This is a genomic window from Mesoflavibacter zeaxanthinifaciens DSM 18436 (genome assembly GCF_000422365.1).
GTDB classification, from domain to species: domain Bacteria; phylum Bacteroidota; class Bacteroidia; order Flavobacteriales; family Flavobacteriaceae; genus Mesoflavibacter; species Mesoflavibacter zeaxanthinifaciens.
The window spans coordinates 1-22,615 of sequence record NZ_AULQ01000010.1 but is presented as its reverse complement, the minus strand read 5'-3'; the positions used below and the strand labels follow the sequence as shown (position 1 = coordinate 22,615).

Here is a 22,615-nt window from a genome sequence, read left to right as displayed (position 1 = left end):
GTTTAAGCTGCTATTTTCAAAATAACGAATTTTAATTATAAAAATTTTAATTCTTTAATTAAATCCTCAACTTGTTATTAGAAAATATCGTGCCAAAAATAAAAAAATTAGTAAACTATCAAGCTTATTAACCTATTTTATTGGGTTTTAGCATTGTTTTTTTTTTAAAACTGTTGTCCTATGATAAAGTGAGTTTCCCAACCGTGTTTAGAAGTTTCGCCTGGTTGTGGATCAAATCCATGTCCAAAGTCTATACCTAATAATCCAAATGCTGGCATAAAAATTCTTACACCAAATCCTGCAGATCTTTTTAACTCAAAAGGATCATAGCTCCTAAAATCATTATAAGAATTACCTGCTTCTAAGAATGTTAAAGCATAGATTTTTGCAGATTGTTTTAAGGTTATTGGATAACGTAATTCTAAAGAAAACTTATTATAAATTGTTCCTCCATCTTGAGTTGATAAGGATTGGTTTTGGTAACCTCTTAAGGCTATTGCTTCCCTTCCGTCTAAGCTATAATTTCCTAAACCATCACCACCAACAAAGAAACGTTCAAAAGGTATAATTCCTCTATCTTGATTATAAGCTCCTAAGAAACCAAATTCTACACTTGGACGTAATACTAACTTATCTACTAATCTAGTGTACCAATCTCCTTTAAACTTAACCTTGTAAAACTCTAACCACTTAAAACGTTCTTGATCAATTTCGCTAACTCTACTTGATGCTGCGTTAGACTCGCTTACTGTGCTATTAGAGTCGTTAATGATAGCTATATTGTCTTCTCTTTCTTGCTTTAATGCTTCATAATCTACATTATTAAACACAGAGTACGGTAATGACATTTTTGCTGTAATAGAGAAGTTAGATCCTCCCATTGGGAAAATAGGATCATTAAAAGTGTTGTTTCTTGTTAAACCTATCGTATAAGATAAGTTGTTTGAGTAACCATCACCAAATGTAAATAATCCTGTGTTATAATTTTTTAAGTTATAATGCTGAAAACTTACTGCTTGAGATAAGGTAAAATAGTCATCTGGGACAGATAAACGTTTAGCTAAACCGAAAGTAATACCTGTTATATTAAAACGTCTATCCTTATCTGCGTTTTGTGTTAAAGGATTATATAAAAACTGTTTTGTTTGTGATATAGAGGTAGAGAATTGCACTGGTTTTTTACCTCCTAACCAAGGTTCTGAAAATTGAAAACTATAGGTTTGAAAAAATCTACTAGCTTGTAATCTTAAAGCTAATCTTTGTCCATCACCCATTGGAATTGGCGTATAAGCATCTTTTTTGAATATATCTTTTAAAGAAAAGTTATTGAAAGATAAACCTAAGGTCCCAATAAATCCTCCGCCACCGTAACCACCTTGCAATTCTATTTGGCTAGATCCAGATTCTACTACAGAGTATTCCATATCTACAGTTCCTTCATCTGGATTTACATTTTTAAAATTTGGTGTTAATTGTTCTGCATCGAAGAAACCTAGTTGACTTAACTCTCGTATTGTTCTTACTACATTTTCTTTACTGTATAATTCTCCTGGACGTGTTCTTATTTCTCTATAAATAACATGGTCATTTGTTTTGTTGTTACCAACCACTGTTACTTTATTAAAATAAGCAGGTTTACCTTCGCTTATTCTAATTTCCATATCGATAACGTTACCATCTGCATTAACCTCTACTGGGTTTATTGTTGAGAATAAGTATCCATTATTTTGATATAAGTTTGTAAGGTCATCTGCATCTGGACTAGATGCATCTGCTATTCTTTTTTGTAGTTCTATACCATTATATGTGTCTCCTTTTTCAATTCTTAGCTTTCTTTTTAAGAACTCATCAGAATATACTGTATTACCTATAAATGTAATGTCTCCAAAAGTATACTTTTCTCCTTCTTCTACTTTTATGTCTAAAGACACAGTTTCTTCTCCATTGTATGTTAAAGTGTCAGAAATAATACGTGCATCTCTATAACCTATCTCTTTATATTTGTCTACAATCGAAGATAAATCTTCTTTGTAGTCTGCTTCAATAAACTTTGATCGTTTAAAAATACGAATTGGATTTTTCTGTTTCGTATTTTTCATTGCTTTTCTTAGCTTTTTGTCCGATAAGACTTCGTTACCTTCAAAGTTGATTTTTTTAACTTTAACTTTTTCTCCTTTATCTACAGCAACAAACATATTTACTTGTGGCTTAAATGTAGAGTCACTAACAACTTCTGTAGTATTTACTTTTACATCTGCATTTAAAAAACCATCTTTTCTATACTTATTTTCAAGGTAGTTTCTTGTCGTTGTTACTAGGTTTTCTGTAACCTTTGTACCTTTAAGTAACTTATTTTCTTTGATTATAGTTTCTTTCTTATTCTTTTTAACACCTGTGATGTTAATTTCATTTAATTCTGGAAGATCTGATAATCTTATTTCTAAAAAGGCATCTTTACCTTCTGTTTTGACTAAGTAAACTTCTATATCACTAAATAAATTAGAACTCCAAAGCTTTTTTATAGCATTACTTATTTGTTCACCTGGTATTTGTATTTCGGTATCTTTTCTTAATCCCGAGTAGGTTATTATGGTTTGTTCACTAAAGGTTGTGTTTCCTTTTACTGATATACCGGCAAGGTTATATTTTTCTCCGCCTTCGTAGTCTAATTCTTGCGCGTTACCTAATGCTGAAATGGCAAATATGAAGGTAATTAAAACGTATTGTAATGCTGTTTTCAATGGTAATTGTTTAGCTAATTTGTTCACTTGTTTTCCCAAATCGTCGTTCTCTTTTTTGATATTCTATAATAGCTTCACTTAAGTGTTGCTCTGTAAAGTCTGGCCAAAGTACTGGAGTAAAATACAACTCTGCATAGGCTATTTGCCATAACAAAAAGTTACTTATACGTTGCTCTCCGCTAGTTCGTATAAGCAAGTCTACATCTGGTAAATTGTGCGTGTAAAGATGCTTATTTATAACTGACTGGTCAATACTTTCTTCAGAAATTATATTATTTTTAACTTTATTACTGATTTCTTTAACAGCTGTAACTAACTCTTCTCTAGACCCATAACTAAGTGCTAAAGTAAGATTCATATGCGTGTTTTTGCTAGTTAAATTAATAACTTCTTGTAATTCTTTATACACTTTTTTTGGTAATAATGACAAATTACCAATAGCGTTTAGTTTAATATTATTATCTAAAAGTGTGTTAATTTCTTTTTTTAGTGAAGACACTAAAAGCTTCATTAGTGTATCTACTTCTAATTTTGGTCTGTTCCAGTTTTCTGTAGAAAACGCATAAAGTGTTAAGTTTTCTACACCTAATTTTGCACAAGACTCAACTGTTGTTCTAACTGCTTTTGTTCCGTTTTCATGACCAATAGCACGTAACATGCCTTTTTGTTTTGCCCAACGCCCATTTCCATCCATTATAATAGCTAGATGTTTGGGTAAATAGTCTTTATTTATTTTATCAATACTCACTTAAAATGCGCAATAACAAGGGTTTTTACCAAATGTATAGGTTAGTGTTACACCTGTAAAGGTATACCAATCATTATTATTTAAATTACCAAAGCTTCTACTTTGAAGTTCTTCTGCATCTGGTACACTTCCATCAATTTCATCTGAAAATGTATAACGTGCACCAATTTCAAAAGCAAGCACAAAATGCTGTGCAATTGCTGCTTTATAACCAACTACCATTGGTATACCGTAAGCAAAACTCTCGGTTCCTTCTGGTTCTAATTGTCCTGAATTTGCTAAGAAGAAGTTATCGTGTTTTGTTACTGTAACACCTGTATATAAATATGGTGTTGAAACAAAACCTCCTTTGTGAAGATTAAAATCTAAAAAGGTAAACTCCATTCCGGCAGATAATTCTATTATTTGACTATTAAATTCTAATCCTCTTATTTGACGACTTGGGTCATCAGAGTTTTTATCAATTCCTTCTAGCTCGCTAAACAGTAATGAAATTCTGTACGAATGTCTTGGACTTCTATTCCATTTATAAATACCACCTATAGTTAGGTTTTTGGGCGCAATATAATCTGTTGCTCCAACATCGCCTATAAAATTAGAACCTCCTAAATACAAGCCAAATTCGTGTATTTGAGCAGTGCTAAACTGTATACTAAATAGTGTTATTATGATTACTGTTAATTGCCTCATAAATCTTCAAAGTTTGCAAATATAATAAATAAGATTAGCCTATAACAATTCTATTGAAATAGTTACTCATTTAAACAGATTTAGGCAAATTTTATTGTTTAATTACGCTTATCTTCTCCCCAAAGTAATTTTTTACGTAAGGTATCTAAGAAGGTTTCGTTATGAAGCGCTATCATTTTAATTGAAAATGGAGCTTTTTTTATGGTAATTTCTGTTTTATTTGAAAGTGTTGCTATACGAGAGTCTAAAGATACTAGATGTTGCTTCTCTCTACCATCTACTTTAAGTTTAATTGTAATAGAGTCTTCTATTACTAAAGGTCTTGCGCTTAAATTATGTGGTGCAATTGGCGTTAGCACAAAGCTTGCTGCTTTAGGCGTAATTACTGGTCCGCCACAACTTAAAGAATATCCTGTTGATCCTGTTGGTGTAGATATAATTAATCCATCACTCCAATAAGAGGTTAAATATTCACCATCTAATTCGGTTTCAACCGTAATCATAGATGTGGTGTTTTTACGACTAACAGCTATTTCGTTTAAAGCGAAATTACAAGATTCAATTTCTTTATTAGGTTCAGAAACTGAAATACTTAACAAGGTACGTTCAGAAATTTTATAATCTTTTTCTATTATAGATTTAATAGCGTCTTCAATTTCGTCATGTTGAATAGTTGCTAAAAAGCCTAATCTACCAGTATTAATTCCAACCATTGGTATATCTAAATCTCTTACCAAAGTAACAGCTCGTAAAATTGTACCGTCACCACCAATGCTTATTAAAAAATCGTAAGAACTATCTAAACTAGAAAAAGTGTTTAATGTCTTTTTTATTTTGGATGAAATGTTTTTAAAAAAGGTTTCTTCAATAAAAACATCAAAATTCTCTTTCTCTAAAACCTCTAGTAATACTTCTAAAGATGCTAAAGGTTTTTTCTTTTGAAATTGACTGTAAATAGCAACCTTCATCTTAAATATCTAGATATTTTTTTAAATAATCAGATCGTTCTTTCAAGCCTTCTAAATAGGTATCTTCTTCATGACCTGAAACTATATTATAGCTATACCTCCTAAAACTTTGCATAATATCGTTTAAGCCTGTATTACCTATTTTTAAAGTAATTTGCGCTAAATCATTTTCATGTTTAGAGACAAAAGCACCTAATAACCTTCCGTTATTACTCTCTACAATTTGACTAATTTCACTAAACGAATAATCCTGAATACCTTTTTCTACAATTAAAATCCCTCCATTTGCCGAGAAAAATGGAGTTTCATTAAACAACCCAATTACATCATTAAGTTCATAATACCCTAAGTATTTATTATTCCTATTTAAAACGGGCATTATGTTAGTATGATTTTGAGCAAAAGCCTCTAAAACATCTAACCAGTTAGTTTCTTCTCTTACAAAAAAACCTTCTACAGAATACGCTATATCGCTTATCACTTCAGAGCCTTTAAAACAATGTGCATCATTTTCAGAAACACAACCTATATACACATCATTTTGATCCTTAATTGGTATATGCGAGAAGGTTAACTGATTAAACAGCAATTGTAAATCGCTTATTTTATCAGTACTTGATAAAGGTTTAATATCATTTAAAATGTATTCTGAAAGATTCATTTAGTTTAACTTTTTGTTTATGCAAATTAATTAAATTTTAGCACAAAAAGCCTTTAAGAGTTCGTATTTTTGTGTTAAAATAAACTTTAAGTTAATGACAAAATTAAGCGTTAATATTAATAAAATTGCTACTTTACGTAATTCTCGTGGTGGCGATGTACCAAATGTTGTTCAATTTGCAAAAGACACACAACGTTTTGGTGCAGAAGGAATCACTATCCATCCCAGACCTGACGAAAGACACATAAGATACCAAGATGCTCACGATTTAAAACCTGTTGTTTATACAGAGTATAATATAGAAGGTAATCCCATACCTAAATTTATAGATTTAGTATTAACTACAAAACCAACACAAGTTACTTTAGTACCTGATAGCATAGACGCAATTACAAGTAATGCTGGATGGGACACTATTAAACACAAAGATTTTTTAGTTGAAGTTATTAAGGAGTTTAAAAACAACGGAATTAGAACATCCATTTTTGTTGATCCGGTTTTAAAACAAATTGAAGGCGCTAAAGAAACAGGAACGGATAGAATTGAATTATACACCGAAGCTTTTGCACACCAATACAGCTTAGGTAACAAAGATGCCGTAATACCTTATGCAGATTGTGCAAAATTAGCAGATAGTTTAGATTTAGGTGTTAATGCTGGTCATGATTTATCATTAGATAATATAGAATTTTTCAAACAAAGCATTCCTAATTTATTAGAAGTATCTATTGGTCATGCTTTAATTGCAGAAAGTTTATACTTAGGTGTAGAAAATGTAATAAACATGTATAAAAACAAACTAAAGTAAATGATTTTACATTCACAAATACTAGGTCAAGGCAAACCATTTGTGATCCTTCATGGTTTTTTAGGCATGAGTGATAACTGGAAAACTTTAGGGAATCAATTTGCAGAAAGTTTTGAAGTCCACCTGATAGACCAACGTAATCACGGTAGGAGTTTTCATAGTCCAGACCATCATTACGAAGCATTATCTGAAGATTTAAAGCAGTATTTTGATCATCATAATATTAAAGAAGCTATTGTTTTAGGACATTCTATGGGCGGCAAAACCGCTATGTTTTTTGCTAGCAAATATCCAGAACTAGTTAGCCACTTGATAGTTGCAGATATTTCACCTAGATTTTACCCTATACATCACGACACGATTTTATCTGGATTAAATAGTTTTGATTTTAAAGAAATTAAAAGTCGTGGTGCTGCAGATAAGCAATTAGCAAATTATATCCCACAGGTTAGTGTTAGACAATTTTTACTTAAAAATTTATATTGGAAAGAAAAAGGAAAACTTGCCTTTAGGATAAATCTTGAAGCACTTACTGAAAATGTTAGTGAAGTTGGCGAGGCGCTTCCACTTCATTTTAAATTCGACAAAAGCACATTATTCTTAAAAGGTGATAAAAGCGAATATATTGGCACACAAGATGAAGCTATTATAAAAAGACAATTCCCTAAAGCCAATATAATAACAATTACAAACGCAGGGCATTGGCTACATGCAGAAAACCCAGAACAATTCTACGAAGCTGTAATTAATTTTGTAAATTAGAACAACTCTTAATACTTAATTTATGAATCAAATTCTTAGACTTTTACTTAACGCTGTTGCTGTTTTTGTCCTAGCACACATCTTAAATGGCGTAAGTGTAGACAGTTATATTACAGCTATTATTGTAGCATTGGTATTAGCTGTTTTAAATCTATTAGTAAAACCCATCTTAGTTTTATTAACATTACCTGCTACTATTTTAACGTTAGGATTATTCCTTTTTGTAATAAATGGACTTATAATTTTATTAGCAGATAAATTTATAGACGGTTTTGCCGTTTCAAGCATATGGACAGCCATTTTATTTAGTGTTTTACTCTCAATTTTACAGTGGTTTTTACAATCTTTATTAAAATCAGACATGAAATCTGAGTAAACACAAAAAACTCTGAAATACAACAGCTTAAAAAATTGGTTGGAGTGTAAAAAAGTAGTACTTTTGCACTCCTTTTTAAATTAAAACAAGTGTTAAATGCCTTTAAAAAGGCTTTATACCATTTATAATGAATATTACAAGAGAAAACATTGATGCATTAAATGCTGTAGTAAAAGTAGATATCGCTAAAGAAGACTATAGTGATAAAGTAGAAAAAATCTTATCAGATTACCGTAAAACAGCTAACATTCCTGGATTTAGAAAAGGTCATGTACCAATGGGAATGGTAAAAAAACAATACGGTAAAGCTGTATTAGTAGACGAAGTAAATAAATTACTTCAAGATGCATTAAATAAATACTTAACAGAAGAAAAACTTGATGTTTTAGGACAACCTTTACCAAAACAACAAGATGATATTGATTGGGATGGAGATAATTTTTCTTTTGAATTTGAATTAGGTTTAGCTCCAGAATTTTCTGTAGATATTAAAAGCAAAAAAGCAATTACGCACTACAATATCGTTGCAGATGATAAAATGATAGATGAGCAAATAGAGCGTATCCAAAAACAATACGGTAAAATAGTATCTCAAGACACTGTTGAAAAAGATAGCGAAATTACCGGTACTTTCAAAAACGAAGACAAAGACATTGACAACACTGTAACTTTAACTTTAGACAAGTTTAAAGGAAAAACTACCGAGAAGAAATTTATCGGCGCTAAAGTTGGTGATGTAATCACTTTAAAGACTAAAGGTCTTTACGAAGATGATCACGAGTTAATGCATGCTTTAAAAGTATCTCATGATGATGCTCATGGTTTAGACATTGAAGTAACGTTTACAATTACTGAAATTAACAAACGTGAATTAGCAGATTTAGACCAAGAGTTATTTGATAAGTTATTTGGAAAAGACACCGTAAAATCTGTAACCGAATTAAAAGAAAAGATTAAAGAAGATGCAGAAAAGCAATTCGTACAGCAATCTGATCAAAAACTATTAAACGACGTTACCGAATATTTAGTAGACAACACAAAATTTGATTTACCGGCAGAATTCTTAACAAAATGGATGCAAGTTTCTGGTGAAAAAGAAATGGATGAAGCTACTGCTAAAGAAGAGTACGAAAAGTCAGAAAAAAGCCTACGTTACCAATTAATCGAAGCAAAAATCATGGAAAAACATGGTTTAAAAGTAGATTTTGAAGACGTAAAAAGCAACGCCAAAAACATGATTAAAATGCAAATGGCACAGTTTGGACAATTAAACCCTTCAGAGAAAGAATTAGATGATATTGCAGCACGCGTATTATCTAATCAAGATGAAGTAAGACGAATTTCTGAACAAGTTGTTAGCCAAAAACTTTTAGAGTTATATAAAGAAGAAGCCAACATCAAAACTAAAGAATTATCTTACGATAAGTTTGTAAAAGAAGTTTACGGAGATAAGTAAACCCTTTTTAAACCTTAAAAAGCAATAGTTTCTTTAGTATAGGTTTAACAAAATAATCATTATCTTTAGGCGTTGTTTTATCACTATAAACAACGCCTAATTTTATTTAAAAAAATATTATTTACAACTATGGATTTCGGAAAAGAATTTGAAAAGTTTGCAATAAAAGACCAAGGGATAAACAGTAATTACTACAACAAAATTGTTAGTAGTATGTATCCAACTAATTTAACACCTAATATTATTGAAGAGCGCCAGATGAATATTGCTATCTTCGATGTGTTTTCTCGTTTAATGATGGATCGTATTATCTTTTTAGGAACAGGCATAAATGACCAAGTTGCAAACATTATACAAGCACAATTATTATTCTTAGAAAGCACAGACGCTAATAAAGATATTCAAATATATATTAACTCTCCAGGTGGTAGTGTTTATGCTGGATTAGGCATTTATGATACTATGCAATTTATTAAACCAGACGTAGCTACTATTTGTACAGGTATGGCAGCATCTATGGGAGCAGTATTATTATGTGCAGGAGAAAAAGGAAAACGTAGTGGTTTACCACATTCACGTGTTATGATTCACCAACCATTAGGAGGTGCACAAGGACAGGCTAGTGATATTGAGATTACTGCAAGAGAAATTCTTACTTTAAAAGAAGAATTATATAAAATAATAAGTAAACATTCTGGACAAGATTACGATAAGGTTTACAATGATAGTGACCGTGATTATTGGATGAAAGCTGATAAAGCTAAAGAGTACGGAATGATTGACGAAATCTTAACAAGAGGCGAGTAAAAATTAAAATTAATAATGGCAAAAGAAGAATTAGAGTGTTCATTTTGTGGTAGGAAAAAGCCAGAAACAAATTTATTAATTGCTGGTTTAGATGCTCATATATGCGATAGATGTATAGAACAAGCTCATGGCATTGTTATAGAAGAATCTAAACAAAACGAAGACAATGGTTTATCGGCAGAGCTAATGCTAAAAAAACCATTACAGATTAAAACGTTTCTTGATCAATACATTATTGGACAAGAATACACAAAAAAAGTAATGTCTGTAGCTGTATACAACCATTACAAACGTTTGTTACAACCAGCAAGCAATGACGATATTGATATACAAAAATCAAATATTGTTATGGTAGGACAAACCGGTACAGGAAAAACATTAATGGCAAAAACAGTTGCCAGAATGTTAAATGTACCATTAGCTATAGTAGACGCTACTGTTCTTACAGAAGCTGGTTACGTTGGTGAAGATGTAGAAAGTATTTTAACTAGACTATTACAAGCAGCAGATTACAATCTTGATAAAGCAGAAAAAGGTATTGTTTTTATAGATGAAATTGATAAAATAGCACGTAAAAGTGATAACCCTTCAATTACAAGAGATGTATCTGGTGAAGGCGTACAACAAGCATTATTAAAGCTTTTAGAAGGAACAGTAGTTAATGTACCACCAAAAGGAGGACGTAAGCATCCTGATCAAAAATTTATAGAAGTAAACACAGAAAACATCTTATTTATAGCTGGTGGAGCTTTTGATGGTATAGAACGTGTTATTTCTAAACGTTTAAACATGCAAGCTGTAGGTTATAGCGCTTCTATTAAAGAAGAAGTTGTTGACCAAAATAACTTGTTACAATACATCATCCCTAAAGATTTAAAAGACTTTGGTTTAATACCAGAAATTATTGGTAGATTACCTGTCTTAACTTACATGGATCCTTTAGACGAAAAGACCTTAAGAGCTATTTTAACAGAGCCAAAAAATGCCATTATCAAACAATACAAAAAACTGTTTGAAATGGACGAAATAGAGCTTAACATTACAGATGGCGCTTTAGATTATATTGTAGAAAAAGCAATAGAATACAAGTTAGGAGCTAGAGGTTTACGTAGCTTATGTGAAGAGATTTTAACAGACGCAATGTTTGAGCTACCAGGAAGTGAGACTAAAAAGTTTAGTGTAACTAAATCTTACGCAGAAGAAAAGCTAAGTAAAACAAAACTTAAAAAACTAAAAGCTGTATCTTAAAATAAGAACACACTTTTTAAATAAAATTAAACCACTCACGTTTTGAGTGGTTTTTTTATACATAATAAAAAAACCACTTTATACATTTACAAATATAAAGTGGTTTTCAAATTAAATGTTAATTTGACGTTTCCCCTAAGTCAGATTAATAGCTTTCTAAATGTAGTTAATTTTTTGTTAATATCCAAATTAGATAACACCAATTAACTGATTTAAAACATGTTTAATTATTGATAGATAATAATTCGTCTATATACTGGCGTGTATTAGACAATCTTGGCACTTTATGTTGTCCTCCTAGTTTATTATTTTTCTTAAGCCAATCGTAAAATAAATTTTCTCTAGCTACATTAATTTTAGGCTTGTTCAACGTCATATTATTATAACGCTTAGCTTCGTAATCTGAATTTAAGCTTTTTAATGCATTATCAAACAACTCACTAAAATAATTAATATCTTTTGGAGGAGTTTTAAACTCTATTAACCATTCGTGCGCACCTTTTTCCTTACCTTCCATAAATATTGGTGCAGCTGTATAATCTTTAATTTCTGACTGAGTTTTTTTACACACCTTTTTTAGTGCATCTTCTGCATTTTCTATAATTAACTCTTCTCCAAACACATTAATATGATGTTTTGTACGTCCAGACACTTTTATTCTATAAGGATTAATAGATACAAACCTTACGGTATCACCTATCTTATAACGCCATAAACCTGCATTTGTAGTAATTATAACTGCATAGTTTTTATTTAGCTCTACCTCGCTTAACGGTATTACTTTTTCATCTTTTGTACCATAAGTATCCATTGGGATAAACTCGTAAAAAATCCCATAATCTAGCATTAATAATAAATCGCCAGAGTAATTTTGATCTTGTATAGCAAAAAACCCTTCAGAAGCATTATAAATCTCGTAATACTTAAATTCTTTCTTCGGAAGAATAGCTCGATATTGTTCTATATAAGGATTAAAACTTACACCTCCATGAAAGTAAACTTCTAGGTTTGGCCAAACATCAAAAATGCTATTTTTTCCTGTTTTATCTAAAATATTGTTAAGCAAAACCAACATCCAACTTGGCACACCAGCAAGACTTGTTACGTTATCCTCTATCGTTTCATCAACTATTGCTGCCATTTTAGTTTCCCACTCGCTTAACAAACTTACTTTATTGCTTGGTGTACTACTAAATTCTGCCCAAAATGGCATATTATCTATTAAAATAGCACTTAAATCTCCAAACGCAGTACCATTTTCTTTGTATAATTCTTTACTTCCTCCTAACCTTAAACTTTTACCTGTAAAAAGCTGAGAATCTTCATTATTATTAAGATACATACATAGCAAATCTTTACTAGCAGCATAATGACAGTCTTCTAAGCTATCCATACTAACAGGTATAAATTTACTTTTAGAATTAGTAGTACCACTAGATTTTGCAAACCACTTAATAGGTTTTGGCCAAAAAATATTAGACTCGCCTTTACGTGCGCGCTCTATATCATCTTGTATATCTTCATAGGAAGAAATCGGAACACGATCAGCAAAAGTTTTATAATTTTTTATTGAAAAAAAGTCATACTTCTTACCTACTTCTGTGTCTTTAGAAATATCTATAAGGCTAGATAACAACTCTTGTTGTACTTCGTTTGGATACTTTAAAAACAACTCTATTTGATGAAAACGTTTCTTTAAAAACCAAGATGCAATAGAATTAACAAGAGGAATTGGCATAGTAATTTGTATCTTTAAAGTTTTAAAAATAATACTTTTTTTTATGACCTACCAAGGTGTTTTAACAAAAATGCAAACCGAGTTTTTAGACCCAATTGCCTACTATTTGGTTTTTAAAAACGACTTTATAAACTTTAATCAACTATTAGATAAAACCATATCTTTTGAATTTGTTGGTTATGAGTGTTTAAACTGTCATTTAAATAAACCCATTTACCGCCAAGGGTTTTGCAAAAGTTGTTTTTTTGACATTCCTCAAGCTGCAGAATGGATCATGAAACCCGAATTGAGTCAAGCTCATCTAGATATTGAAGACCGAGATTTAGAGTATGAAAAAAAAGTACAATTACAACCACATATTGTTTACTTAGCTAATTCTAGTAACGTTAAAGTTGGTGTTACCAGAAAAACGCAAGTCCCAACAAGATGGATTGATCAAGGTGCACATGAAGCTATTGAAATTGTAGAAGTCCCAAACCGCTATCTTGCTGGTATTACAGAAATAGCATTAAAAGACCATATTAGCGATAAAACCAATTGGCGCACCATGCTTAAAAATGATATTAAAGATGAAAATTTAGTAGAATGGAGAGATCGTTTGAAAGCTTATATACCAGATGAAGCTAAAGACTATTTTATTGAAAATAATAGCGAAACCGAAATACACTTCCCGGTTTTACAATATCCTAAAAAACCAAAATCGTTGAATTTTGAAAAAGCCAAAACATATACTGGTGTTTTAAAAGGTATTAAAGGTCAATATTTAATTTTTGAAGATGATACCGTTTGTAACATTAGAAGTAACGAAGGTTACGTTGTAAACATTTCTATTTTATAATTACATTAACGCATTAAAACACTGGTTTTTAGTAATTTGTAAATAAAATTACAATTATGAAAATTCCAGTATTATTTTGGGTAGCAATTACTACCATGCTTTTAGTTACCGTAACTATAATGGTATCTATGAATATGCCTTTTAATTGGGTATTTTATTTAACTTGTATTGGTCAAGTTTTAGTTGGCGTTATGGTTTATAAGGTGTTAACCGATAACTATACAACCGATAAAACGTTTAAACATTTTTATGAAGACCGACCTATAAATTATCGTTAGTAATTTTACGTTTAATAAATGACCATTGGTTATACCTGCGTTAGGGATTATTCATTACTACTTATTTTCAAATTTATGTATTCATGATTACTTCGTAGTTGAGGCATTATTGGAGCACATCTTTGATTGCGACTGCCGAAAGACTGACCCGATAAGGTAACGCCCAAAAAATTATAATTACACTATTCTTTAAACCAACTTGAATATTTAACGTAGTTATTTGCTATTCGGTTGATTTCGCCATTAATTAATTCTTTACTAATGTCTTTTACTTTTTTGGCTGGTACGCCTGCGTAAATGCTACCAGACTCGACTATTGTATTTTGTGTTACGACTGCACCTGCTGCAATAATGCTATTGCTTTCTACCACGCAATTATCCATTACAATACTTCCCATACCTATTAAAACATTGTCTTTTATAGTGCAGCCGTGCACTATAGCATTGTGACCAATTGATACATTATTACCGATGTTGGTTGGATGTTTTTGATACGTACAATGGATAACTGCGCCATCTTGCACGTTAACTTTATCGCCCATTTTTATGTAATGTACATCGCCGCGTATTACGGCATTAAACCAAATACTACATTGGTTACCTGCTTGTACATCTCCTACTATGGTTGCGTTTTCGGCAATGTAGCAGTCTTCTGGAAGTTGTGGTGATTTACCGTTTACTGGTTTTATAATTGGCATTTTGAAGTATGATTTTTGATTTATGAATTATTATTTGTTCTCGATACATTTTGCTTATACTTCGCAAAACACTCGAACTGACGTATGTTGAGTTTTATGTTTTGATCATGCGTTTCAATACATATGAACTGAATTTATTAAATAATTTAGTTTTGGACTGCGCTTAGCCTGACAACATATATTATTAATTGTTTTTTTTCTTAGAGATTCCTGCTTACGCAGGAATTAGTTAAAATACGATAATAATCCTGATTTTTTGGAGGCTGAAACCATAATTTCTTTTCCGTTGCTTAAAATAACGCTTCCGCCTTTTCCTTTAACGTATTTAACCACTTCTGATACATTTATTAAGTAACTTTTATGTACTCTTGCAAAACCAGATTCTGATAAAATGTCTTCAAAATATTTAAGCGTTTTACTTACTAATTTTTTCTTGTTATTATTTAAAAATATTTGCGTGTAATTATCATCTGCTTTGCAATACAAAATGTCTTTGGTGTTTAATACTTCAAAACCATCTTGTTGCGGAATGGTTATTTTACCTTCTACACTATTGGTTTTTGGGATTAGTACTTGGTCTTGTAAAGCGTCTTCTTTGGTTTTTATTTCGGCAACGTAATCTACTGCTTTTATCAGCTCGTCTATATCTATCGGCTTCATCAAATAATAAGACGCGTGCGCATTTAATGCATCCATCGCATAGTGATTATATGCGGTTACAAAAATGGTCTCAAAATTACGATCGCCAACCTTATCTAATAAGTCAAAAGCGTTTCCGTAAGGCATTTCTACATCTAAAAATACGAGGTCTAAATCTAGTTTTCTTATGAGTTCTAAACCTTCGTTTATGTTAGAAGCTTCTCCTAAAATATTAACTTTTGGACAGTATTTGGTCAAGTAGTTTTTTAAAATTGTTCTACTTTGTTCTTCGTCTTCTACTAATATGGCGTTTAGTTTCATTGTTTATCTTTTTAAGCTTGAAAACCGAAGTCTGAAGCTTTTTTTTATTAATCCTTCTTTAAAGTCACTATTACTTTTGTACCAACATCTTTTGCATTAAACTGATTATCTTCTATGTTGATGTCTACTTTATCTTTGTACATTTCGTTTAAAATAGTAACACGTTTTTTGATGTTTCCTAATCCTTTAGAGTTGTGTTTTTTCTGATTTTCGGTCTTTAATCCTTTAGATTTTTTGCGACCAATACCATTATCTGCAATAGTGATTTCTATTTGGTCTTTTTGTTTTTTACAGATTTTAATATCTAAAATTCCTTTGTCTTCTTTATACCGTAATCCGTGCCAAACCGCATTTTCTATATAAGGTTGCAATAGCATAGGTGGTATTTTATAGGCTTCTATATCTATTGTCTCTTCCACAGAAATTTTATAATCAAATTTATCTTTAAACCTAAAATGTTCTAGCTTGGTGTATAATTCTATAAGTTGAATTTCCTTTTGTAATGGAATAAAATCTTCTTCTGAATTTTCTAAAACTGCTCGCATTAATTTTGAAAAATCTGACAAGTATTTATTAGCTGTACGCTCGTCGTTAGTAGCAATAAAACTGTTAACCGAGTTTAATGCGTTGAAGATAAAGTGCGGATTCATCTGACTTCTTAAAGATTTTAAAGCCAGTAAATTGTTAGCCAATTTTTGTTGTTTGATGTATTTATACATTAAATACGACAAGACAACTAATAAAAATAAGCCGCCAATTAATGAGTAAATGATAAGTTGTTGACGCTTGTTTTTCTCGTCAGACAATTGCATTTGGCTTAAAGTAAGCTGTCTGTCGTTTTCTAGTGAAAGAATACGATTTTGCTTTTCGGCAATGCTTTTGGATATTCTTGCTGCTTGAGATATTTCTTGTTCTTTCTTAATATAAAGCTGGTCTACAGCTTCAGTATAAGCGTTAAAGGCTTCTTTAGCTTTTTCAAAATTACCCGAAGCCACAAATACATCGGCTAACTTTTTGGTAGCGTCTTTTTTAACTATTAAATCTTCTTTTTTATCGGCTTCTTCAATACTTTCTTCTAGATACGGAATGGCTTCATCTAAATTATTTTTTAAAAAATAGGCATTACCAATTTTATAGTTTTGTTTTTGTTTGGTTAACGGACTTTCGTTAGTGATGACAGAGTCTTTTTCTATAGCATCTATATCTTTGATAATTTCTTTTCTTAATTGAATTTCTTTATCAAATGCTCGGTTTGTGTTTTGAAAATCGGCTATTTTAATTTTTTGTTCTAACGCTTTGGCTTTATTTTCTTTAGATGCTAAATTTATTGAATTTGTGAAATAGCTTTCTGCTTCAGTTTTATTTCCACTTTCGCTGTAAGAATCACCTAATTTTGAGTTTAAATCAGTGATTTTTGGTTTTATATTATTGGTCTCGGCTATTTTTAATCCTTGCTTAAAAGATTGTGTTGCTAGTTTTATTTTATTTTGTTCTAAAAAGACATCTCCTAAACCTTCTTGTTTTTCAATTTGCTGCCAGTTATTAAGTGTTTTATCTTCTAAGTCATTATAAATCTCTAGGCTTTTTTGATAATTTTTATTTAAAAAGTAGGCTTTTGCTAATTTTAATTTTACATCTATATTACTTTCATTTTTAAGACTTATACGGTAATTAGTGGTTGCTAAATCATATTGTTTCCAATACATATTTACATCGCCCAAAACTTCAAATGCTTGTGCATTTTCTTTTACTGATGTACTTTTAGATATACTTTCGGTGATAAATTGAATACTTTTTTCTGCTGAAATTTTCTTGTAAAATATAGCTGAGTCTATTGAGCTTCTAAAAGTGTTTTCGTTAGTTTTTATTTTTTGCACGTAACCGTTTACGCCTACTGATTGGACTTCAACAGTTATATCATCATTATCTTTAATTGTGTAATAAACGGTTTCAAAATCGTCGTGACTAATAACAATTTGATCTCCTTTTTTTACTTGAATTCTAAACGTACCGTCTAAAGACGATTTGGTGTAGCTACCACCATTTACCTGTATATCTGCGTTTTCTATTGGATTACGCGTATCGCTTTCTCTAATATTCCCTCTTACTGTAAAGGCTTCTGCATTATCAATTATTGTATTAGTTTGAGCCAATACAGATTGAAATCCGATTGTAAGAAAATAGATTAATATAAATTGTTTTAAAAGTTTCATTTTAAATTAAATATCGAGCATAAAGCTACACGTTTTAACTCATTTAATAAAATAGCATTTTAGGTATTTATCACTAAAAACTAACAAAATAACATCACTTACTCAGTCGTATTTCTTATTCACTAAACTAAAGCTTATGTTGCCTCATTGTTATTTTTATTATAAAAAAGTTGAGTATAGGTTTATGCCTAATTTTAAAAAATTCAATTATGAAAAACCTTCACTTATTTTTATTTATCCTAACTATTTTAACAGCAAAAGCACAACACAAGGGTAATTTTAATCAAAAAATATCTAGAGCTAACATAGCCGGTAACGCTATTGCTTATGGTCATACTCCTAAACAAAAACAACAAAGCCTAAATCCAAACAGTACGTTGATAATAGATGTTAGAGCTTTACAAAATGTAAAAGCATCTAGTTACACTGCTATTTTTAACGTTTCTCAAATTGCAGAAACTGCAGAAGTAACTAAAAATTTAATGAGTCTTAAAGTTGAAAATATTAAAAAGGAACTAACAAAGATCGGCTTAAAAGAAAGTGATATTGCTATAGATGTAATTTCTTTTATACCTGTTTATGAAGTTGAAGTTACTAAAAAACTGTTTAGCAAAACTTACACCGAAGTCCCTAAAGGCTTTGAGCTACAACAAAACATACATATACAGTTTAAGAAGACTAATCAATTTGAAAAGATACTTTCTGCTTGTGCTAATAACGAAGTCTATAACCTTGTTAAGGTGGATTATTTTATCGAAAACATTACTGAAGTCTACAAAAATCTACAAACACAACTTTTACAGTTAATAAAAGACAAAAAAGAATATTACTCTGTTTTAGGTTTTGATTTAAGAGAATATGACGTACTAATGGCTGATCAAAAGTATTGCTACTTCCCTAAAGATTTTTACAATAATTATCAGGCATTTAATAGTATTTCTTTTGAAGCCTTAAAGCAAAACGAAGGTGTTACTACTGTAAAAAAGCAAACCTCTTATTACTACCAACCGCTAACCTATGAAAATTATGATATTGTTATTAACCCTTCTATTATAGAGCCTGTTGTACAAGTTGGTATGGAAATTAAACTACACTACAACCCTAAACCTAAAAACGATAAGCCAGAACCAATAGTAAATAAAGAAACTGAACGTAAATATTATGTGATCTCTCCAAATGGTGATATTGATATTAAAGAACTAGACACTAAATAATACAAAAAAAGCCTTGAGATCTCTCAAGGCTTTTTTTAATATGTATTTTTATATCTTAGTTAACCGCTGGACAGTTACAGCTATAAGCAGCTCTACCACAATTAAAGTTAAAACCTAAAGTAATTTGATGAAAACCACCACTATTATACACAATATCATTTGTTTGATAATTGTAAGAATAGGCAAACATAAAGTCTTTTACATTAACCCCTAAAAGCGGTGTTAAATATTGTAACTTTTGACTACTTACAGATTGTCCATCTAAATACTCTGCACCATCTAAAGAACGTCTGTAAGATAAACCTCCCCAAACTTTACCAAAGTCCATTTCTTTATAAACTTTAAGATTTACATCAAAAAGAGCTTCTTCAGTAGATTCTCTATATAAGAATAACGCAGATGGTTCAAAACTCCACTCACTTCCGTAGCTACCAAAAGTATTACCCACAGTAAAGATGTATGTTCTTAAATTATTAAAGTTTAAATTACCAGGATTATTATTATAGTTTACACCATCGTTGTTTAATAAATTCTTCACGGTTGCATGAGCATAAAAATCGTAAAGGTTATAAGAGAACCCAAAATCTACATTAAACTCTGTAGCAGACTGCTCTATACCAGCAATTAAAGGGTCAAATCCATCAGCTAAAAAAGTAGTCTCGTCTAATTTATATTGTATTGCACCAACACTTAAACCAAAAGATAATTGATTTAAATCTGCTGTACTACGAGAAAACATTAAATGATGAGCATAAGTTAAATAAGCTCCTGTTTGAGAATGATAACCATTTCTATCAGAATAAACTATTGCACCTATACCTGAAGGAGAATCTCCAATTCTACCATTTACACTTGCAGTAATTAATCTTGGTGCATCATCATCTCCAAACCATTGTTGTCTACCAGTAATCCTAACCTTTGCACAGTTAGCAGCACCAGCCATAGATGGATGAATTAAATAATAGTTATCAGTTAAATAATCTGAATAAATTGGAAGTCCTTCTTGAGCGTTAGCTAATTGCGATCCAAATAAAGTTGCAATTGCTATAAATAGAATATTTTTTAATCTCATAATCTCTTTTTTCCGAGGTCGTATGGTCTGTTATTTCAAATCAACTTATAATTTATAACTTAATTTTAAGTAAAAAATTATAACGTTTGTAAATATATAAATTTAGAACGTATAATTAAGTTGAAAATAGTTAAAGGTTTCAATTTAAAATTCTTTTAGTAAAATTACTAAAGTTATATTAAAAATTTCAACGTATATAAACATCAAATATATAGATATCTCTGCTATTGTTTTAGTATTTTTGCAAAAAAATTACAGCATGAGCACATATAAAATCTCTATACAAAACACAAGTAACCCTACTATTTTAAAATTTGATGTTAATCAATTTATTACCAAGCATCAAAACTATGAGTACAATAATATTGATGAAGCAAAAGACTCGCCTTTAGCACAGCAATTATTCTACTTACCGTTTGTTAAAAAAGTATATATATCTAGTAATTTTATTGCAATAGAACGTTATAACATTGTTGAATGGGATGATGTAAAAGATGAAGTTGCAAAACAAATTGAGAACTATTTAAATAATGATGGTGTCATTGTGACCGAAACTGCTACTACACAAAAAGTACCTGTAACAGTTTACACAGAAAGTACTCCTAATCCAGCCGCGTTAAAGTTTGTAGCTAATAAAAAATTAGTGACTGCGACTTATGATTATGATTCTATAGAAAAAGCAAAAACATCTCCTTTAGCAACAGCGTTATTTCATTTTCCGTTTGTAAAAAGTGTATTTTTTGATGAAAATTATATATCTATAACAAAATATGATATTGCCGAATGGAACGATATTACTGTAGAACTTAGAGATTTTATCAAAAAGTACATAGAAGAAGGTAAAAATATTATAGATCCTAACGCGCCTGAAGTTATTGAAAAATCTACCGAAAAAGTAGAACAGCATTTTGAAAATTTAGATACTACTTCTCAAGAAATTATAAATATCTTAGAAGAATATGTTAAACCAGCAGTAGCAAGTGATGGAGGTAACATTCAATTTGAATCTTATGATGAACCTTCTAAAAGTGTAAAAGTTATATTACAAGGTGCTTGTAGTGGTTGTCCATCTTCTACTTTTACTTTAAAAAATGGTATTGAAAATATGCTAAAAGAAATGTTGCCTGGTAGAGTTAATACTGTTGTAGCTATTAATGGTTAATTAATCCTAAAAATTAAACCTTTCATCTATTTTCAGTTCATTTAACTATAAATCAAACTTTTAAACATCAATTATTTGTAAATTTAATAGTATTAACATTAAAAAAACAAATATTATGGCAGTATTAAAAGTTATTGAAGTTTTATCTAACTCTGAAAAAAGTTGGGAGGATGCAACAAAAAAAGCAGTAAAACACGCATCAAAAAGTGTAAAAAACATACGTTCTGTGTATGTACAAGATCAAAGTGCAATTGTTAAAAGTGGTGAGGTAACTGAGTTTAGAGTTAACCTTAAAATTACTTTTGAAGTTGAGTAATCACTTATAGTTTTTATTTATAAAACACCTTATACTAAAAAGCCTGAACACTATGTTCAGGCTTTTTTGTTTCTATTTCTATTTGTATTGGTTTGTTTGTTTTTATTAGGAGTTGTTTCCTAGCGTTTCAGAGTAAAGTGTGCTCTAAACTGCTTCTTGGTATCACTTGTATCTCCTGGTTCTCTATATTCTACTGTAAACCAATAGTCACTTGTTGGTAATGGGTTACCGTTATAGGTTCCGTCCCATCCTGGTCCTGTTGGATTTAATTGCTTTAACAGCTTTCCATATCTATCAAAGATGTATATTACTGCATCTGGCTGATCACTTATTCCGTATATCTGCCATGTTTCGTTAAATGTATCTCCGTTTGGCGTAAAGAAATGTGGATAATCCATAACCATCACAGTTGTGCTTGACTCGCCACATCCATTAATATCTCTTACTGTTATTGTATGCTCGCCACCACTTACATCATTAAAGATGTATGTATTGTCATTTGGCTCGTTATTATACCATGGTCCGCCATCTAACTGGAACTCATACTCTGAGATGCCTGTCCCAGTTGCAGTAACTTGTATACTATGCACATCTGCAAATGCTGGTGTAATTACATCTGCTTCTATACTTGGTGGTGCACTTTCTTCTACTAGAGTTGTATCTGTACTTATACAGCCTGTTAGGTTATCTTCTATAGTTACTGTATAGCTTCCGCCTTGTGTTGGCATGATACTACTTCCGGTTCCTACTACAGTACCGTTTAAGATCCACTCAAACGTGTAGTCTGATGTACTTAATCCTGTATCAATCTCTAATGGATTGATAACTTCGGTTCCGTTTGTATTTACACATAATAAGTAG

22 protein-coding genes are annotated in these 22,615 nt (G+C 30.7%); 11 read left to right on the top strand and 11 right to left on the bottom strand.

The window, feature by feature from the left end:
- Positions 1-164: 164 nt before the first annotated feature.
- From H574_RS0110200 to H574_RS0110180, 5 genes are all read right to left on the bottom strand, one after another.
- Complete coding sequence (locus H574_RS0110200; RefSeq protein WP_027880483.1) at positions 165-2,780, bottom strand: BamA/OMP85 family outer membrane protein; 2,616 nt, start codon at positions 2,778-2,780, stop codon at positions 165-167.
- On the bottom strand, positions 2,752-3,435 hold the full coding sequence (locus H574_RS0110195; RefSeq protein WP_051169874.1) for an isoprenyl transferase: 684 nt from the start codon (positions 3,433-3,435) through the stop codon (positions 2,752-2,754). Before H574_RS0110195 ends, H574_RS0110200 begins: the two co-directional genes overlap by 29 nt.
- Positions 3,436-3,489: 54 nt before the next feature.
- The gene (porG, locus tag H574_RS0110190; RefSeq protein ID WP_027880481.1) at positions 3,490-4,179 is read right to left on the bottom strand and encodes a type IX secretion system protein PorG; all 690 of its coding nucleotides are present in this window, start codon (positions 4,177-4,179) and stop codon (positions 3,490-3,492) included.
- Positions 4,180-4,277: 98 nt separating this feature from the next.
- Positions 4,278-5,147 carry an NAD kinase gene (locus H574_RS0110185; protein WP_027880480.1) on the bottom strand — a complete coding sequence of 290 codons (870 nt, stop codon included), beginning with the start codon at positions 5,145-5,147 and terminating at the stop codon, positions 4,278-4,280.
- A 1-nt stretch (position 5,148) separates the two neighbouring features.
- Positions 5,149-5,808 (bottom strand): CBS domain-containing protein, encoded by a 660-nt coding sequence (locus H574_RS0110180; RefSeq protein WP_027880479.1) that lies wholly within the window; start codon positions 5,806-5,808, stop codon positions 5,149-5,151.
- A gap of 94 nt (positions 5,809-5,902) precedes the next feature.
- Between H574_RS0110180 and H574_RS0110175 the strand changes: the two genes are divergently transcribed.
- The 6 genes from H574_RS0110175 to clpX all read left to right on the top strand — a co-directional run bounded on the left by H574_RS0110175 (position 5,903) and on the right by clpX (position 11,265).
- On the top strand, positions 5,903-6,616 hold the full coding sequence (locus H574_RS0110175) for a pyridoxine 5'-phosphate synthase (RefSeq protein ID WP_027880478.1): 714 nt from the start codon (positions 5,903-5,905) through the stop codon (positions 6,614-6,616).
- Positions 6,617-7,378, top strand: a complete 762-nt coding sequence (locus tag H574_RS0110170) for an alpha/beta fold hydrolase (protein ID WP_027880477.1) — start codon at positions 6,617-6,619, stop codon at positions 7,376-7,378. It abuts the gene before it with no gap.
- A gap of 22 nt (positions 7,379-7,400) precedes the next feature.
- Positions 7,401-7,754, top strand: a complete 354-nt coding sequence (locus H574_RS0110165) for a phage holin family protein (RefSeq protein ID WP_027880476.1) — start codon at positions 7,401-7,403, stop codon at positions 7,752-7,754.
- Positions 7,755-7,881: 127 nt separating this feature from the next.
- A complete protein-coding gene (gene tig, locus H574_RS0110160; protein ID WP_027880475.1) occupies positions 7,882-9,210 on the top strand; it encodes a trigger factor in 1,329 nt (442 codons plus the stop codon).
- Positions 9,211-9,339: 129 nt separating this feature from the next.
- On the top strand, positions 9,340-10,017 hold the full coding sequence (clpP, locus tag H574_RS0110155; protein WP_027880474.1) for an ATP-dependent Clp endopeptidase proteolytic subunit ClpP: 678 nt from the start codon (positions 9,340-9,342) through the stop codon (positions 10,015-10,017).
- 15 nt (positions 10,018-10,032) lie between these two features.
- Complete coding sequence (clpX, locus tag H574_RS0110150) at positions 10,033-11,265, top strand: ATP-dependent Clp protease ATP-binding subunit ClpX (RefSeq protein WP_027880473.1); 1,233 nt, start codon at positions 10,033-10,035, stop codon at positions 11,263-11,265.
- A gap of 223 nt (positions 11,266-11,488) precedes the next feature.
- Here clpX and H574_RS0110145 read toward each other — a convergent pair whose 3' ends face one another.
- Positions 11,489-13,003 (bottom strand): GH3 auxin-responsive promoter family protein, encoded by a 1,515-nt coding sequence (locus H574_RS0110145; RefSeq protein ID WP_027880472.1) that lies wholly within the window; start codon positions 13,001-13,003, stop codon positions 11,489-11,491.
- 43 nt (positions 13,004-13,046) lie between these two features.
- On the opposite strand from H574_RS0110145, the gene H574_RS0110140 reads away from it, so the two are divergent.
- On the top strand, positions 13,047-13,841 hold the full coding sequence (locus tag H574_RS0110140) for a DUF2797 domain-containing protein (protein ID WP_027880471.1): 795 nt from the start codon (positions 13,047-13,049) through the stop codon (positions 13,839-13,841).
- Between the two features lie 56 nt (positions 13,842-13,897).
- Entirely contained in the window at positions 13,898-14,119 is a 222-nt protein-coding gene (locus H574_RS0110135) for a hypothetical protein (protein WP_027880470.1), read from the top strand.
- 182 nt (positions 14,120-14,301) lie between these two features.
- Here H574_RS0110135 and H574_RS0110130 read toward each other — a convergent pair whose 3' ends face one another.
- From H574_RS0110130 to H574_RS0110120, 3 genes are all read right to left on the bottom strand, one after another.
- Positions 14,302-14,817, bottom strand: coding sequence for a gamma carbonic anhydrase family protein (locus H574_RS0110130; RefSeq protein WP_027880469.1), 516 nt, complete (start codon positions 14,815-14,817; stop codon positions 14,302-14,304).
- A gap of 225 nt (positions 14,818-15,042) precedes the next feature.
- On the bottom strand, positions 15,043-15,777 hold the full coding sequence (locus H574_RS0110125; protein ID WP_027880468.1) for a LytR/AlgR family response regulator transcription factor: 735 nt from the start codon (positions 15,775-15,777) through the stop codon (positions 15,043-15,045).
- 47 nt (positions 15,778-15,824) lie between these two features.
- Complete coding sequence (locus H574_RS0110120; RefSeq protein ID WP_027880467.1) at positions 15,825-17,990, bottom strand: tetratricopeptide repeat-containing sensor histidine kinase; 2,166 nt, start codon at positions 17,988-17,990, stop codon at positions 15,825-15,827.
- 209 nt (positions 17,991-18,199) lie between these two features.
- Between H574_RS0110120 and H574_RS0110115 the strand changes: the two genes are divergently transcribed.
- Positions 18,200-19,204 carry an SIMPL domain-containing protein gene (locus H574_RS0110115; RefSeq protein WP_027880466.1) on the top strand — a complete coding sequence of 335 codons (1,005 nt, stop codon included), beginning with the start codon at positions 18,200-18,202 and terminating at the stop codon, positions 19,202-19,204.
- Positions 19,205-19,259: 55 nt separating this feature from the next.
- Here the strand turns inward: H574_RS0110115 and H574_RS0110110 are convergent, their stop codons facing one another.
- The gene (locus tag H574_RS0110110; RefSeq protein ID WP_027880465.1) at positions 19,260-20,276 is read right to left on the bottom strand and encodes a PorP/SprF family type IX secretion system membrane protein; all 1,017 of its coding nucleotides are present in this window, start codon (positions 20,274-20,276) and stop codon (positions 19,260-19,262) included.
- A 259-nt stretch (positions 20,277-20,535) separates the two neighbouring features.
- Here H574_RS0110110 and H574_RS0110105 point away from each other — a divergent pair, with 259 nt between their 5' ends.
- Together H574_RS0110105 and H574_RS0110100 are read left to right on the top strand one after the other, a co-directional pair.
- Positions 20,536-21,438 (top strand): NifU family protein, encoded by a 903-nt coding sequence (locus H574_RS0110105; RefSeq protein WP_027880464.1) that lies wholly within the window; start codon positions 20,536-20,538, stop codon positions 21,436-21,438.
- A gap of 115 nt (positions 21,439-21,553) precedes the next feature.
- Entirely contained in the window at positions 21,554-21,754 is a 201-nt protein-coding gene (locus H574_RS0110100; protein WP_027880463.1) for a dodecin family protein, read from the top strand.
- A 119-nt stretch (positions 21,755-21,873) separates the two neighbouring features.
- On the opposite strand, the gene H574_RS14150 is transcribed toward H574_RS0110100, so the two are convergent.
- A partial coding sequence (locus H574_RS14150; RefSeq protein WP_240471266.1) for a T9SS type B sorting domain-containing protein occupies positions 21,874-22,615 on the bottom strand: 742 nt, incomplete at its 5' end.

Bases quoted from the DNA above. Each gene is read 5' to 3' on its own strand.
- H574_RS0110195 (WP_051169874.1), bottom strand. From the start codon at position 3,435: ATGGATGGAAATGGGCGTTGGGCAAAACAAAAAGGCATGTTACGTGCT.
- porG (WP_027880481.1), bottom strand. From the start codon at position 4,179: ATGAGGCAATTAACAGTAATCATAATAACACTATTTAGTATACAGTTT.
- H574_RS0110185 (WP_027880480.1), bottom strand. From the start codon at position 5,147: ATGAAGGTTGCTATTTACAGTCAATTTCAAAAGAAAAAACCTTTAGCA.
- H574_RS0110180 (WP_027880479.1), bottom strand. From the start codon at position 5,808: ATGAATCTTTCAGAATACATTTTAAATGATATTAAACCTTTATCAAGT.
- H574_RS0110175 (WP_027880478.1), top strand. From the start codon at position 5,903: ATGACAAAATTAAGCGTTAATATTAATAAAATTGCTACTTTACGTAAT.
- H574_RS0110170 (WP_027880477.1), top strand. From the start codon at position 6,617: ATGATTTTACATTCACAAATACTAGGTCAAGGCAAACCATTTGTGATC.
- H574_RS0110165 (WP_027880476.1), top strand. From the start codon at position 7,401: ATGAATCAAATTCTTAGACTTTTACTTAACGCTGTTGCTGTTTTTGTC.
- tig (WP_027880475.1), top strand. From the start codon at position 7,882: ATGAATATTACAAGAGAAAACATTGATGCATTAAATGCTGTAGTAAAA.
- clpP (WP_027880474.1), top strand. From the start codon at position 9,340: ATGGATTTCGGAAAAGAATTTGAAAAGTTTGCAATAAAAGACCAAGGG.
- clpX (WP_027880473.1), top strand. From the start codon at position 10,033: ATGGCAAAAGAAGAATTAGAGTGTTCATTTTGTGGTAGGAAAAAGCCA.
- H574_RS0110145 (WP_027880472.1), bottom strand. From the start codon at position 13,003: ATGCCAATTCCTCTTGTTAATTCTATTGCATCTTGGTTTTTAAAGAAA.
- H574_RS0110140 (WP_027880471.1), top strand. From the start codon at position 13,047: ATGACCTACCAAGGTGTTTTAACAAAAATGCAAACCGAGTTTTTAGAC.
- H574_RS0110135 (WP_027880470.1), top strand. From the start codon at position 13,898: ATGAAAATTCCAGTATTATTTTGGGTAGCAATTACTACCATGCTTTTA.
- H574_RS0110130 (WP_027880469.1), bottom strand. From the start codon at position 14,817: ATGCCAATTATAAAACCAGTAAACGGTAAATCACCACAACTTCCAGAA.
- H574_RS0110125 (WP_027880468.1), bottom strand. From the start codon at position 15,777: ATGAAACTAAACGCCATATTAGTAGAAGACGAAGAACAAAGTAGAACA.
- H574_RS0110120 (WP_027880467.1), bottom strand. From the start codon at position 17,990: ATGAAACTTTTAAAACAATTTATATTAATCTATTTTCTTACAATCGGA.
- H574_RS0110115 (WP_027880466.1), top strand. From the start codon at position 18,200: ATGAAAAACCTTCACTTATTTTTATTTATCCTAACTATTTTAACAGCA.
- H574_RS0110110 (WP_027880465.1), bottom strand. From the start codon at position 20,276: ATGAGATTAAAAAATATTCTATTTATAGCAATTGCAACTTTATTTGGA.
- H574_RS0110105 (WP_027880464.1), top strand. From the start codon at position 20,536: ATGAGCACATATAAAATCTCTATACAAAACACAAGTAACCCTACTATT.
- H574_RS0110100 (WP_027880463.1), top strand. From the start codon at position 21,554: ATGGCAGTATTAAAAGTTATTGAAGTTTTATCTAACTCTGAAAAAAGT.